Genomic DNA, 13,960 nt, shown 5'->3' with positions numbered 1-13,960 from the left:
TCAGCGAGGCATGCTGTTGTTGGAGATTCTGTTCTGCATGGCAGCGCGCTCATTGGCCGCGCGAATGTTGGCAACCATGCCGGATTGGATACGATCGCGTGCACGCATACCGGCATTGCCGACCACGCCTGCCGTGCCGCGCGCAACGTCGAGTGCCTTCGTTGGCGCCGTCATGCCGGAGTATTGCGCAACAGCCCTCGCGACGTTGCCGATGCCCGCTGAGACGCCGCCGACGATGCTTTGCGCCAACACCTGGATATGGAAAAGAACGAACGCGCCTGCGCAGCACAGCAGCAGGAAAGCCGACACGTCGCTGAGCTGCAGCCGGCGTTGGTTCGCTGCATTCGTCACCTTGGTTAGTTCGGGATCCATGGCGGCGATGAGGAAGGCGGCAACCACATAGATGAACAGCGGTATCAGCGCGTAGAGAAGGACCTGTTGGAACCACGACACGCCAAGGCGTCGCGTCTGCTCGAACAGCATGCAGGCTATGAAGATCGGGGCCGTTCCGATCAGCACCCACATCATCACCTTCGCCAGCAACAGGATCGCCAGCGCGACGGCGATAAACACTGCCACGCAAAGCATGATGAGAAAGCCGATCATGGACGGCAGAATCGCGAAGTAGCCCGACTGTTCCGCAAACGCCGCCGCTGCCTCATTGGCGGTCTTCCAGATCATCGACAGGCCATTTGTCGGTTCGGTGATGCCGGTTCCCGTGGCAGTCAGAATCGCGCGCCCGACATCCTCGGGCGTGCTGTTCAGCCAACTGTAAAACAGCGTGTCGAAACTGCTCCATTCTCTGACGATCAGCAAAATGATCACCATCCGGGCGACACGGCCGATGACTTCGGCAACGCTGACCCTGGACGTTCCCATGAAGAGCTGCAGGCCGTAATAAGCGACATAGGCCAGGAACAGGACATTGAGCAGCGGCGTGACTTCGCTGCCGACAATCCCATATGCCCTTTCCGAGAAGGTTCTGCCTGTGTCTTCAATTCGGTCGAGGAGGTTGCCTAAGAAATCTTCCATTGCCGCCGATCGCCCTTACTGCGTTGCCATCGCTTTTATCTCGGCCATGGCCGTGGCCGGGTCGCCGTTGACGTACGACATCGGGCCGCATTCCTGGCGAGGATCGGCAGCGTAGGACGTCAGATTTGCGGGTCGCTTGCAGGGGGCCGTTTTCTCTTTGGCCGTACCGCAGCCGGCAACGCCGGCCGCGATCACGACCACGAACAAGGCCCTGACTATGTGAGCAGGCTTAGTTGCCACCGTAGGTCAACGCCTTCTTCGAGTTGGAAATGTCGGTGAGCCGGCGCTGGTTATCGGCCTGCAGGGAGCCGACAGCACCGTTCATCACGCCGATCAGCTCGTTGATGGTGAGGCCGGCCTGGACTTGCAATTGGGTGTTCTGATCGATCGACCCCTTGATGTCCTGAGCCTGGCCGATGCTCTGTCCTGCTTGCTCAAGGGCGCTCCGGCGCGTTGTCACGGCCTGCTGCGATCCGGTCACAAGGGCCGAGACGCCAAGGACCGTGTTCATCAGCTCTTCATAGGACTTGTCGCTGGAAAAGCCGCTGTTTGACTTGCCAGAGAGACTTTTCACAAGCTGCAGGCCATTGATGAAGGTGGTAGCGATCTTGCTGATGTCGCCACCCATGCCACCGAAGTTTGGCACACCGCCTGACATGATGCTGTCGAAGGACGGCATGGAGGACACGCTGAAACCGTTGCCAACAGCCAGATTCTGCATCTGGTCGGCGTCACTGCCGCGATCGCCGGTTACGGCCTTCAACGTGTCTTCGACAGTCGACAGAATGTCCTTGTTCGTGTTCAGGATCTTGTCGGTGGTCATGGCCGTTTCCTTGGCCACCTTGAGATTGGCGCCGTCGATGACGGGCACGCCTGATGCCCATGCCGCGGAAGCAAAGAGAACCGAGCACGCAGTGAGGATAGAGCGCTTCATAGAGGGTCTCCTTATTGAAGCTTGAGTTGCAGGTTGAGGGCGGATTCACGCTCGCGCTTCTGGACGCAGGCCTTGTCCGCCGGGCTCCATTCGAACCCTTCGCGCGGGTCGCACAGACCAGTGGTTTCGCGTGGCATTTCGCCTTTGTTTTTGTATCCAGATGACTGAGATGAGCCTGACGTTTCAGTCAGCTGCATCGTGTTTCTTGAATTGAACAGGTCTGCCGTTGTCGTCCCGAGCAGGATGACCTGGTTCATCATTTCGAGATTGGCGTTTCGCGCACCGGAATTGTGGTCCCAACTGTCCTGAATGGTTCCAGTGGTCAGGCCGCCGAGCTGCTGCAGCCATGACGCGACGTTGGCGCCGCTCTCCTGGGCGGCTTGCGACGTCGCCATGGCGTTGATCGTCGAATCCCGCATGCCAGTGTACGATGTGCTGCCGCCGCCATAGTTGATCGGAATGTCCGCCCCGTTCGCCCCACCGAGTGCTGGCAGCCACTGTTGCGTGATCTTTTTGACGTAGCCCTGTGTTTCCTTGAACGGTGGGATGCCACCGTACTTCTGGACGTTGCCGTGACCAGAATTGTAGGCGGCAAGTGCCAGATTCACGTTGCCGCCGAACCGCCTGAGCTGCTGTTTCAGATAGCGGGCGCCGCCACGCAAATTGGACTCGATATTGTAGCGATTGACCCCGAGATCGCTGGCCGTCCCAGGCATCAGCTGTGTGAGGCCATATGCGCCGGCGCCGGATTGGGCGCACGGATTGAAACGGCTTTCCTGGTAGACGAGAGCCATAAACAGGTTCTCGTCAACGCCTTCTTCCCTCGCGACCCTTTTGACCAGGCCGACGATTTCGGGGTTGGCTTGCGCGGCCGCGATCGGATCGTCCTTGCGACCTTCCCTGAAGACGGAGCAGGTCACCCCTTTGTTGATCGAAAACCGGTCCTTGTCGGTCTTTTCGATTTCGCCGGTCTTGTCCTTCCGATCCGTTTTTGTACCGAGGTTCGCTCCGTCGATGACGGGAACACCGGACGCCATTGCCGGAACGGGGGTGGCGAGTGTTGTCACCAGCAAGCCAAGGGCAAGACGATTTCTCATTGAGCCTTCTCCCATCCGCAAAAGTCAGCCAGCCACTTTTCCGGCTCGTCGCCGTATTGTTCCCGAAGTGCTGCGCACTCCTCGATCGTCTTCTTTCGGCCCGACAGGACCTTGACCAGGTCGGGCATCGACGACAGATCGAGCCGGGCAATGACCGAGTCATTCCCGTGCTTGACGAGGAAAGTGCGCTTCTCAGGCGGGGTGTTTTTGATGAAGTTGAATTCCTTGACCGTCAGGCCAAAGCGGGTGATGTAGCTTTCCTCGTCCGCGCGCGGATTAGGGAAATGGATGTTCGTTGCCGATTGCTCGATCAGCGTGTGTGATGCGCGGGCCTTGGCGATGTCGGCCGCCGACTGCGTTCCGAAACCGACAATGCCGTTGAGCTTGCGGATGGTCTTCATCTTGTCGACGATGAACGCCGAAAAGGTCTCATCCTGGAGCAGCTGCCAGCCTTCATCCATGAAGAACATCACAGGATCGCCGTTCAGCAGCTCATCCAGCCGATGGTAGAGGTACATCAGCGCCGGTGTGCGCAACTCCTCATTTGCGAGGATGTTGGTCATGTCGAAGCCAAAGACACGATGTCCTGAGAACGACAAAACGTCGTGCTGAGCGTTGAACAGCCATGCCTTTTCGCCGTCGATCCATGGCCGCAGCCGTGCATGAAGGTCGTTGGCGTCTGCGCGAGAGCGGCCGACGAGCAGGGTCGACAGGTTCACCAAGTTACGCTCAGCCGCAGGCTCTTGCATGAGCCGAGCCAAGGCCTTTTCGAGTGTGTCGTCGTCTTCCTGGCTAAAGTCGCGACGACGATCGCTGGCGCGAAGCATTGCCTTTAGCAGCCGCAGGAGAAAATCCCGGTTCGGTCCGGTGTTCTCGAGCTGGAGAGGGTTGAAGCCGGTGGGTGTTTCCGGGGACAGTACCTCGTAGGCGCCGCCAACCGCCCGAATGAAGATCTCCGCACCGCGATCTTTGTCAAAGAAAACTGCCTTAGGCGCGGGATTGATACGCATAGCCTGGGCAAGCAAGAACGTCAGGCCGACTGTTTTGCCCGAGCCGGTTGGACCGGTGACGAGAAAATGGCCAATGTCGCGTTGGTGAAAGTTGAACCAGTACGGCGTTTGCGAAGTCGTTTCCAGGATCGTGATCGGCAGGCCCCAATGCGCGCCGTCGGATTGCCCCGTCGCGAAATTGTGCATCGACGACAAACCGGCAAAATTGCCGCTCGACAGCAACGCCTTGCGGGCGATGTAACTGTGATTTCCGGGCAATTGCGCCCAAAAGGCTGCTTCGAGGTTCATATCCTCGCGCAGCCAGTTGATGTTCATGTCGGTGAGGCATGCCCCAAGCTCGGAGACCGCCTTGCTCACGCCCTCCAGATCGCGCGACAGGCACAACAGTGTCAGATGGTGGAAGCCGAAAACGGCTTCCTGGTTCATCAGGCTGTTAACTGCGAAATCGATGTCGTGTTCGACCGAGCTACCGGCTTCATCCGAGGCCTGGATTTGACGCTGCAGGCGGGTAATTCGCTCTTGAGCAATGGGCTTGTCCGCGATTGTGAACGATTGCGTCAGGATGAACTCGTGATTGACTTGCAAAAGGCCGTCGAGCATTCCCGGCCCTGTAAAGGGGGGATATTCCTTTACCGACAGAAGCGCGCCGAAACGGCTGTCCTCGTCGACAGCAGCTTGTGCCTGCATAGTCCGCTTGCTGAAATGTAGGCGAGACGTGCCGACATAATTGCTGATGCCCATGCGCGGGAGCCGCATCTTACGTGGCACGCCGCAGGTCAGGATTGTGTTGAAGAACTCGCAGGGTTCGGAATATGGCTCGCCGTCGCGGCGAGCGATGCCGAGCGCGCGCGCGCCGTATTTCTCGAGCTCGCGCGTGACGTTGGTGACCAGCTCCTCCAGTTCCGTCACGTCCTCGCGTGACTGCTGAGAGCGGCCGTCGCGGCTGGCGTTGTTGAGTATCCGCTTAAGGGTGTCACCGATGCCGAGCGCACCCCTCATGCCTGACCTGACGATGGTCAGGTAGATCTCGTTCGTGAACATGCGCTTGTGGCGCAACTGTTCCATGTAACGCTTGTTGAGCAGGTCGCAGAACGGGTCATCAAAAGCGCCTCCGATTTCGGTCTCAACCGCGCGGCGAATGACCGTCGACCACAGCGAAAACCGGCTGGAACCGAGCGCACGGATCATCGTGTTCTGCACGACGGAGCGCATGTTTAGCGTGGCCTGGTCCTCAGTCTGGAAGAACAGGCCATCGAGCTTGATGACGCTGATCAAGGCGCCATTTTCCAAGCCGATCACCGTATCGGAGACATGGCGCAAATACGGGATATGAGTCGACATAGGTCGCTCGTTTTGAGCGGCCTTGCCAAACCCAAGCTCATCTGTGACGACTTTCAGCATCGGCTATGGTCCGTATGAATTGGCGCCCCAAAAGCTCTTGTTGAGCGTGCGGGGCGTCTTGCGCGACGCAACCTGCATTACGTCGAGGATCTTGCTGTCCCAGGTGCACAGCGTGAAAAGGACGAGGTAGGCGATTGGTGCGGTCAGCAGTGCCCACAGGGAGTTGGAGCCGAGCCACCCTATGATCGTGCAACCGACGACGATAACGACAGCCATGTACGGCACGCCCCAAAGCGTCGGTGAACGGGTCAAGCCGATCACCAGCGGCGTCAGGGCAGGCTTTTCGTCCTCGAACTCAGCCATCGCTATTTGCCGACAGCGGCAATCATTTCATCGACGATGGTGGGCGCGCCGAAGACCAGGCCAATGCCGACGATGACGGCGCCTGCCGTGAACCACGACAGCCGACCGGCGAAGGCGAGGAAGCCGAGGCCGATCACCGCAATGATCGCTAGCAGCCGGCCGAACGGACCGGTGATGAAATCCACGATCATTTGAACGGCCGTCTGCAGTGGCGCGAAAGCGCCGCCGCCACCACCACTTTGCGCCAAGGCTAGATCGACGCCGGCCATGTGCACGGCCGCAGCCAATCCAAGAACGGCTGCCAGCTTCCAGGCGCCGACCCTCGGTCCCTCAATTGCATTGCACTTCATGCGTTCTCTCCTTCAAAAGTGCATCACTCCACCGACAAACTTGCCGGTCTTCTTCACGGCGATGACACCGACGTCGCCGTCTTCACCACCGCCTGCGATTGTAGTGGTCCCGGATGCATTGGGCTTTGCCCTCGCCTTCGGCATGGGCAAACCGAGCTGGTAATTGACCACCTTGGCGACGTAGCCGACGGTCTCCCGGAACGGCGGGATGCCGCCGTACGCGTAGATCCGTGGCTCGCCGCTGTTGTAGGCAGCGGCGACGAGCAGAGGATTTTGGAACTCGTCGAGCAGGACCCGCAGGTACTTCATGCCGCCTTCTATGTTCTGCTGCGGATCGCAGATGTCCTCGACCTGGAATCGTTCGGCGATGGCAGGCATGAGCTGCATGGGGCCGCGCGCGCCCTTGTCCGAATTGCGAGTTTGGTCGAAGCCGCTTTCCGCCCAGGCAATCGCCGTGGCGAAAACCTCGTCGACCTTGTGACGCCGCGCCGCATCGACAACTAATTTCTTGATTTCCGAAGGGCTTAGCGGTGACGGACCGCAAGCCTGCACGCCTGCCGTGCTGTCTTGAGCCGGGTTTTCCAAGCCATTTTGGGTAATCTGTTCTGTCGGTATCTTACCCACAATGGTATTTTCCGGAGTGTCGTCTCCCGTCGTGTAAGCCCCCTTCAGTGTACCAATATGGGTGTCTGCCTGGCGGCCCTTTTTGGCTGTCTTCTCTGGCGTGACAACGCCGTTCTCGCTGACGACGTAATGACCGCCGCTCAGGCTCCATCTAGAATCGAAAATTCTACTGATCGCAGCGTCATTGACGCTTTCAGTTTGCGCGAAAATATTCACGAAGTTGGCGGATTTCGGCGCTTCCTGGGCCGTTGCGGCGCCAGTGGCGAGCACATTCAGCAGGGTCGAGCAAATCAGACCCCCGCTGCCTGCAATGCTGCTCGTTCCAGCCCTTTTTGTCATCGCGACCCGCCCCATTTGCGGTGTTGAGATTGTGGTGAAAACCGATTAAGTTCGCCGTTGTATGAACCGATTTGGTGTAGCGATACAAGTTTTTGCGCCACACTTAAACCCCCCAAAAGTGGGATTCGGCATGAACCAATATGGTAAAGGGCTGGAAATGAAACGGACCATCCTTGCTGCATTCGCAGGTTGCGTTATCGCAACGCCGGCCTGGTCGGTGGACAGCGTCAACAAGGACTACATCAAGTCGCTGGCGGCACCGGGCAAGACGGTGCTGGTCGTCGAATACTACGACGGCAGCGGCAAAGCCGTGGACCGTAAGGGCTACGCGTCAGCATCCGGATATGTGGCGGTATCGCCCACGGATTTCCGGGTCGATGGTAAGACCAATCTTCACCTTTACGGCCTCCAGCCGTGCCAAGGTGAAGTGGTCAACCGGAAGGAAGGCTTTGCCGGCACTTGCGCCGACTTCGCGCAACAGCAGCTGCAAATCATGCTGAAAAGCCCGAAGGTCATCTTCTGCCGGGCCTTCGTCAGCGAGCAGTCGTCACCGACGCAGAATGCCACCTGCTATGGCTACTACAATTATCCCGGCAGCCTCGATTCCGTTGATATGTTCGAGGAGCAGCTTTTGTCCCTTGGCGCGTTGCGCCTGACAAAAAAGCCCGATGGCTCCTATGACCGGCCGGACCTCGCGCAGGCCGAAGATGTCGGCAAAGAAGGGTCCTACGGCATGTGGGCCGATCCGCGAGTGAAGGCCCAATGAGGTGTTCACTCGCCCTTACGCTCACCGTGGCCAGTGTTGCAACGGCGCTTAGTGCGCCTGACGGCTATTTTGACCTGGAGCCGGGCATAACACTGGAAACCGGCGATACCTGGGTTGCAGAGGGGCAACGCTATCGCCTGCTTGGGGTTCAATCCTGCCTTCGCGGCACCAACTACACCGACTTGAAGGGGCAAAAGCGCGATTGTGGCGATGCGTCCCTGGCAATGTTTGCTGCCTATATCAAGGACACCAAGCCGGTTTGCGCGCCGGTCGCCAAGACCGCGGACCTAACCTACGTCATCTGCTATGCCACCGTTGGCAAGGATCGCCTCGACCTCGCCACCATGATGATTTCGAGCGGCTACGCCTTCGCTTCGCTCGATGATCAGGGCATGCCACTTCATCCGCCGTACTCCGTGGCCGAGCTGGACGCCCGCGAACGCAAGGCCGGTCTCTGGCAGTTCCGCGATGTTGTGCACCCGGCAGTCCTGTTGGCCAAGACAGCCAACGAGCGCGCCAAGAAGGAGGCGAAGCAATGAAAGCCCAACTCCTCTTGTCGGCAGCAATGCTTGCCCTCACCGCTGAGGCCGTCGAAGCGGCGGATGTCATCAGGAATGAGCCTGTCCGCAAGGTCTACCGGCCAGCCGTAGAACCATCCGCCGCCCAGGTGACCCGGGTGCATCCTGTTCTAAGGGGGCGGGTCGCGGTCATGGACGGGCGAACGCTCTGGTACCCTCAGTACGCACAGAGCGTCCAATTGGCCGACATCGACGCTTGCGAGCTGCCGCAATGGGCACTCGATCCCAAGTGGGAAGACCGTGAGCGCGTGAAGGCTCCTCCACCCGTTCCGTGCGGACCATTTGCCAAGGCATGGCTTAAACGGACGGTCGGCAACAAGTCGGTGACCTGCAACGTCGTCTCCTACAGAGTCGACGGTACGGCGATCGCGCGTTGCACCACCGGCGCTCGAGATCTTGCCCTGGAAATGCTTCGTGTCGGCTGGGCGCGAGTTGCCTCGCCCTATCTCGTCAATGGCCAATATGCCGCCTATCAGCGTTACGCCATGGCCGCGCACTACGGCATGTGGGCAACCTACGTGCTCGACATGAATGAATGGCGCCGCAAGGCGGTCGACCAGACGCCAGATCGCCGGCCGATCGCTGATTTCAATCTGCTGGCCGAACGCGAGAGTGAAATATCCCCGCCTTTTGCCGATGCCCGCAAGCGACCGTTGAGGACAGACCGATAGCTGCCGGACTTCGTCTACGTGGCAGACGCAGCGACACACCGTCTGTCGTCTGGGCGACGCCCACAATCATCATCGAGAGGACCGCCTGACATGAAACACCTGATTTATGCCGCCGGCATCGCCGGCGCCGCGCTCCTTCCAGCCACAGCGGCCAAGGCACAAGACGCATCCTGGGGCTGCCAAGTCCTGCTTTGCGCAGCCTCGCAAAACCCTTCCTGGCATGGCGTGGAATACTGCGTCCCGCCGATGATCAAACTTATTGCTGCCATGTCGAAGCCTGACTTCTCGTGGCCCATCTGCAACGAAGCAAAGTCCGGTGCACCGGGTCGTGAGGAATATGCCGATTGCCCCGAAGGGACCAAGATCGGCTATAGCCGATATGGCCGGGACGGAAATCGCAGCGCACCGGATCGTTGCGTCAAGACCCTCAACACCTGTCAAACGCACCCCGGTCTAAACGGTCCCGCCCATCAACCCGGCGTGATCTTGAGCCGCCGTGCCCGTGACGGAGAAAACTCTTGCATCAAGCAGATTTCCTCGCAGCGGCCGAGACGCGCTGACCCCTGGTACTTCGACATTCCGAATGATCAGGGCGTCAAGCAACGCCACTGGTTCAATCTGAATCTCTAGTGGGTCAGAGCGATGAACAATGCCGTCCTACTCGCCATAACAGCCGGCGTCGGCCTTGCGGCCGGCGCCGGCGGAACCTGGCTGGCAATTCCACACCCGACTGTCGAGGCAAGGACCATTGCCAAGGCCGAGCTCACGGCGGCGATAGCCGCTGATCCCTCACTGTGTCCTCTGCCAGTCGTGGAGAAACCGTCAGAGGGTGAGGCCCTGGCTGCCTATCAGAACGCGCGATCCACCTCACCGTTGGTCTGGGATCGCAACGACCTGCCGAAGATATCGCTTTCCCTTGGCCAGTGCGACAAAAACAACAACGGCCCCGGCGTTTCGTGCATGACCACGGTCAAGATGTCGCCCAAGGCACAGCCTCTCAACCGTGTTGTGGGCTTCGCAAAGTCAGCCAACGGCGGATGGGTTGCCACAATCTTTTAGGCCGATACGGGAAAGGTGTTCGTTATGGAAGATCAATTTCTCGACTGCGTGACGGCCCTTGCAACAGCGGTGGTTTGCTTCGTCATCTCACTCTGCTTCGGCTGGAACTTGCTGGCTGCGTTGCTTTTTGGAATCGTCACCGGCGCGGTACAGGCCGGACTCATCCGCCTGGTGCATGGAAGGCCTGACTTGCTGTGACAGGCCATCAAGGAAACGTCTGCGCTACAAAAGAGCCCGCCTGGGCGGTGGGCCTTTTCCCTTCATGTTGTGCCATCAATCAGCACATGAATTTTTTGGCCAGAACTGTCCCGAATGACCGGAGTCGACCCGTTGCTGTCGTCGAAGATACGTCCCTCTAAAGACTGCTTCGGCCTACCAGAGCTTTAAGCACCTGTGGCATGCCAAAAGCCCGCTTTTCAGCGGGCTTTTTTACCCCCATGATGGCTGATCACCTCACCCAAACGGCGCCGCTATCTCCATAACCGTCGCCATTTCCCTTTCCTCGAGACGCTCCCGCCTCGCGATCAAATATGCCGCGATGTATACCAGCTTCCCGATGGCTTCCCGGTGATCGGTGGGCTGATACCCAATCACGTTGCGCCGCGCCGCGGCCTCGTCCAAGGCGATCACGTCGCCAGCCCCGGGCCCCTTCTCAGCCTCTCGGAACGCTTTGGCCGCTCTTTGAGCTGCGACATGTCGTTCGGTTATGTCGGCCAGCCGCGCATAGCGTTCATCGACATCCCACAAACCCGTCTGTCCCTTCATTCGATCCTCTCTCGCCGGCCAAAATCGAGTTGATAAAAACGTTGATCAAGGACGAGAGCACGATAGGATACGAAGGCTAGCGAAACGAAACGAAAGCAGCGCCTGTAAGCCATTGATTAAGAATGAAAAAATATTTCTCCCTCCGCCGGGAGACGAAAGTGATTTCAAAGAATTATTCAAGCGGTTGGCCGCGGCGGGTGCTGGTCGGCCATTGGGCAAGGACGGGTTTCCTGCAGGCCCATGGACGCCCGAGCTACTCGCAGAGGCGATTTCACAGATCGATTCCAACCGGATTGGGGTCGATCTGCGAACGGTGCAGCTTTGGTTTCAAGAGAACGAGAAGGGAATTAGCACTGCCAACATTCGTTGGCTGGCGAGGGTTTTTGGGTGCGATGATCCGGTGGCAACTAGCGAATGGCAGATGGAGCTTAGTGCGGCGCAATCGCGGCTATCGGCCAAGAGAAGAGAATGGAAAAGAGCCGGAAGCAGCGTTGCACAGGAGTTTCCAGATACAGCACTGGCTGCGACGTTCGATGACGACACAGCGTCTCCGGCAGAGCTAAAACGGAATACTGACGCCAAGGGGCCGAGGCGGCGTTTTAGTTTGGCGAGGAAATCGGAGGCTTTTTTTAGTCACGGATCTCCCCTGAATTTACCGGCGTCGGTGTTTGCGGGTGTCACCGCTCTTGGGTTTTTGTCGTATATTGCGGGGATTCACAGCGTGACATATGGCCGGGCGGATGGCGTCGTCAAGCAGGTTGGGTTTCTTTGGACAGCGAATTGGACATTCGTCTTCATGGTGTTTTTGCCACTGTTTTTTGCCTTCGTGACCGAGCTAGTGACCTTTTGGAAAGATGAAGGCCGCCCAAAGCTTGTAGCGCACGGCGACAAGATGGAAAGCGACGATGCCTGGGCGCACAGCGTAGAAGCTTCTTCGTATTCATATTGGGCGGTTTTTTTGATTTGTGTGCTGTTCGCCGGTCTTTTTCAGTGGATCGGCGTGTCATTGATGCCGTTGATGAAAGGTGGTGGCAACTATGCGACGGATTGGGGCTCGTTAGCGATTGTGCGCCCTGAGGTCATATCGGTGCCAGAAGCGGTCGTATTCACCGGGCTCGCTTACCTGTACATGTGCCTGTGCTTTTATCTGTTCTTCGTAGGTCTCATTTTGCTCTATACGGTGATCCATGATCTTTGGAGAATCGGAGAAGCAGCGAGTAATCGGCCGGAGATGGATTATCAACACGAGCTCAGTGAAGCCAGCCTCAGGGTTATGCGTGGGATTTTTCGGTGTACTGTTTTGGGGATTCTGATCGCCATAGTCATGAAGGTCCAGAGTGCTTACCTGACATCGCGTGGAGAGAATGTTGTGGCTTGGTTGGTCGGAGATATGTCTTCCGCCTTCTATGGGCGCAATGATGTGAGCGCCGGGATCAGCTATCGTAGGCCGACCCACTACAGTAGCCTTCTTATCGCTATTTCGACCTGTGTTGTATTTCTGTACGGCTCCATCCGTTTAGGTGTCGAACGTCGGTTTTGTATGCCTTTGTGGAGGATGTCAGCGATCGTCGCGTTACTCGTGGCCGGCTACTTGCTGATCGATGCATTTGCCGGCTTTTCGATCCTTCTGGGCGTTGGAGTGCTGCTCGCAATATACGGCCTGTTTGATCCAGGATTGGGGCGATGGCGAGCGAGTAAGTTAGGAAACAATCAGAGTGTATCATAGTTGGCTTGATCATTGGGATGAGCGGCGGGCGCGACGCGGTGAGGAAGGGAAGAAACCAACGGATTTCGTCCTTGACGCAGAACGCGCCTTTCCAGGCGCGAAGAAGATAACAAGTATCGAGGAGTTCTGTGCCCTTGCGGACCAAGCCGTGGCTGATCCGGCCTTTTTCGATGAGCCGAGTGTGAGTGATCAGGGTTTTGAAAGGCTAGATGGGTGGCTCAAATTTCCATCGGACATTTCTACTGATATCGAACAGAACAACGTCGTCTCGGCGAAAATCACAGAAAGCGGGTCGTTCGATCAGGCGATGGTAATTTTTCACCATTGGAATGCAAGCGCCCGGAATCGTCAGATTGCCAACTTTTTCTCGCAGCGTGGCATCACGGTTGTCGAGATTGCTATGCCTTATCACTTCGAACGCAGCCGTCCCGGCTCAGTGCACGCCGACTATATGCTTAGCCCTAGTCTCGGTCGAACGATCCAATCTGTAAGGCAGGCAGTGTTGGATGGGCGAAAACTCATACGTTGGTTGAAAAGCGAAGGCTATCGAGAGATTTCGGTTCTCGGAATGAGCTTAGGTTCCTGGGTAGCGGCCATAGTCGCGGCACACGACTTGGCTGTGTCAAAAGCCTCGTTGTTTCTGACGGCGGGGAGTCTAGCGGATATGGTTTGGACGGGTCGCGCGACACGATCGATACGCGCCAGCCTTGAGCCTGAGATTGAGCTGACCGATCTCAGAAGGGCCTGGGGTCCACTTAACTTGGAGAATTACGCGCATAGTTTGGCACGGCCTGATCTCGATCTTCAGGTTGTGTTGGCTAAGAGAGACAAAGTGGTGTTGCCAGCGCTATCGGAGAGGTTCATGCAGAGGCTGAAGGACGCCGGGGCTAGGCCAAATATTTTGGAGTTAAACTGTGGTCACTATTCGCTCGCCATTCCACCTTACATTTTGTTGGCCGGTTTGAGCTTGAAGCGGCTACTGAGACGCGGCCGTTGAGCGGTTTCTGTCGTCTGCTGACAAGTCGGCCCGGTGAGCATGAGTTTGGCGTTCGCCGGTCAGTTCACCAGCAAATTCTCTGGTAGGCGTCACGATACGAAAGTGATGAATCCGGGGTCGCCCGCCTACCGGAACCGACCCGTGCCGCTAATCCTCGCTTCAATCATCGCCGATCAGGCCGGTGCTGCAGGCCCAAGGTGTGGCTACCGTACACAGATGCAGATTGGCCTGCTGCCGGTTTTTCGGACACGAGGTTAAGCTAACATAGCTTGTTCCTCGAACTCCACGGGGCTCAGATAGCCCAGCGT

The 13,960-nt window shown here is 57.9% G+C and carries 17 protein-coding genes; 8 read left to right on the top strand and 9 right to left on the bottom strand.

Annotated elements, in window-relative coordinates; translation table 11 throughout:
* The 8 genes from NKH59_RS16905 to NKH59_RS16870 are packed head-to-tail and all read right to left on the bottom strand — an operon-like array spanning position 1 to position 7,090.
* Entirely contained in the window at positions 1–1,032 is a 1,032-nt protein-coding gene (locus NKH59_RS16905) for a TrbL/VirB6 family protein (protein WP_353022431.1), read from the bottom strand.
* 15 nt (positions 1,033–1,047) lie between these two features.
* Positions 1,048–1,272: a hypothetical protein gene (locus tag NKH59_RS16900; RefSeq protein ID WP_502908706.1), complete on the bottom strand. Its 225-nt coding sequence runs from the start codon at positions 1,270–1,272 to the stop codon at positions 1,048–1,050.
* Positions 1,262–1,966 carry a type IV secretion system protein gene (locus tag NKH59_RS16895; RefSeq protein ID WP_353022429.1) on the bottom strand — a complete coding sequence of 235 codons (705 nt, stop codon included), beginning with the start codon at positions 1,964–1,966 and terminating at the stop codon, positions 1,262–1,264. Before NKH59_RS16895 ends, NKH59_RS16900 begins: the two co-directional genes overlap by 11 nt.
* An 11-nt stretch (positions 1,967–1,977) precedes the next feature.
* On the bottom strand, positions 1,978–3,003 hold the full coding sequence (locus NKH59_RS16890) for a lytic transglycosylase domain-containing protein (protein WP_353022588.1): 1,026 nt from the start codon (positions 3,001–3,003) through the stop codon (positions 1,978–1,980).
* 56 nt (positions 3,004–3,059) lie between these two features.
* Entirely contained in the window at positions 3,060–5,474 is a 2,415-nt protein-coding gene (locus NKH59_RS16885; protein WP_353022427.1) for a VirB4 family type IV secretion/conjugal transfer ATPase, read from the bottom strand.
* A gap of 3 nt (positions 5,475–5,477) precedes the next feature.
* A complete protein-coding gene (locus NKH59_RS16880; RefSeq protein ID WP_353022425.1) occupies positions 5,478–5,777 on the bottom strand; it encodes a VirB3 family type IV secretion system protein in 300 nt (99 codons plus the stop codon).
* 2 nt (positions 5,778–5,779) lie between these two features.
* On the bottom strand, positions 5,780–6,127 hold the full coding sequence (locus tag NKH59_RS16875; protein ID WP_127241580.1) for a TrbC/VirB2 family type IV secretion system protein: 348 nt from the start codon (positions 6,125–6,127) through the stop codon (positions 5,780–5,782).
* 12 nt (positions 6,128–6,139) lie between these two features.
* Complete coding sequence (locus tag NKH59_RS16870) at positions 6,140–7,090, bottom strand: lytic transglycosylase domain-containing protein (RefSeq protein WP_353022422.1); 951 nt, start codon at positions 7,088–7,090, stop codon at positions 6,140–6,142.
* A gap of 157 nt (positions 7,091–7,247) precedes the next feature.
* Between NKH59_RS16870 and NKH59_RS16865 the strand changes: the two genes are divergently transcribed.
* The 6 genes from NKH59_RS16865 to NKH59_RS16840 all read left to right on the top strand — a co-directional run bounded on the left by NKH59_RS16865 (position 7,248) and on the right by NKH59_RS16840 (position 10,362).
* Positions 7,248–7,856, top strand: a complete 609-nt coding sequence (locus tag NKH59_RS16865; protein WP_353022586.1) for a hypothetical protein — start codon at positions 7,248–7,250, stop codon at positions 7,854–7,856.
* On the top strand, positions 7,853–8,395 hold the full coding sequence (locus NKH59_RS16860; protein WP_353022421.1) for a thermonuclease family protein: 543 nt from the start codon (positions 7,853–7,855) through the stop codon (positions 8,393–8,395). The genes NKH59_RS16865 and NKH59_RS16860 overlap by 4 nt, the downstream gene beginning before the upstream one ends.
* Positions 8,392–9,105: a thermonuclease family protein gene (locus tag NKH59_RS16855; RefSeq protein ID WP_353022419.1), complete on the top strand. Its 714-nt coding sequence runs from the start codon at positions 8,392–8,394 to the stop codon at positions 9,103–9,105. Before NKH59_RS16860 ends, NKH59_RS16855 begins: the two co-directional genes overlap by 4 nt.
* Positions 9,106–9,195: 90 nt before the next feature.
* The gene (locus NKH59_RS16850; RefSeq protein WP_353022417.1) at positions 9,196–9,735 is read left to right on the top strand and encodes a hypothetical protein; all 540 of its coding nucleotides are present in this window, start codon (positions 9,196–9,198) and stop codon (positions 9,733–9,735) included.
* Between the two features lie 12 nt (positions 9,736–9,747).
* Entirely contained in the window at positions 9,748–10,164 is a 417-nt protein-coding gene (locus tag NKH59_RS16845) for a hypothetical protein (protein WP_353022415.1), read from the top strand.
* A gap of 24 nt (positions 10,165–10,188) precedes the next feature.
* Positions 10,189–10,362: a hypothetical protein gene (locus tag NKH59_RS16840; protein WP_353022413.1), complete on the top strand. Its 174-nt coding sequence runs from the start codon at positions 10,189–10,191 to the stop codon at positions 10,360–10,362.
* Between the two features lie 255 nt (positions 10,363–10,617).
* Here NKH59_RS16840 and NKH59_RS16835 read toward each other — a convergent pair whose 3' ends face one another.
* Positions 10,618–10,929: a hypothetical protein gene (locus NKH59_RS16835; protein WP_353022411.1), complete on the bottom strand. Its 312-nt coding sequence runs from the start codon at positions 10,927–10,929 to the stop codon at positions 10,618–10,620.
* Between the two features lie 112 nt (positions 10,930–11,041).
* On the opposite strand from NKH59_RS16835, the gene NKH59_RS16830 reads away from it, so the two are divergent.
* The gene (locus tag NKH59_RS16830; RefSeq protein WP_353022410.1) at positions 11,042–12,655 is read left to right on the top strand and encodes an RcgA family putative transporter; all 1,614 of its coding nucleotides are present in this window, start codon (positions 11,042–11,044) and stop codon (positions 12,653–12,655) included.
* Positions 12,645–13,652 carry an RcgR family putative quorum lactone hydrolase gene (locus NKH59_RS16825; protein WP_353022408.1) on the top strand — a complete coding sequence of 336 codons (1,008 nt, stop codon included), beginning with the start codon at positions 12,645–12,647 and terminating at the stop codon, positions 13,650–13,652. Before NKH59_RS16830 ends, NKH59_RS16825 begins: the two co-directional genes overlap by 11 nt.
* Positions 13,653–13,960: the final 308 nt, after the last annotated feature.

This window comes from Mesorhizobium sp. M0998 (assembly GCF_040318885.1).
Lineage (GTDB): Bacteria > Pseudomonadota > Alphaproteobacteria > Rhizobiales > Rhizobiaceae > Mesorhizobium.
The sequence above is the reverse complement of the archived record's forward strand: the minus strand, read 5'-3'. Positions and strand labels throughout refer to the sequence as shown.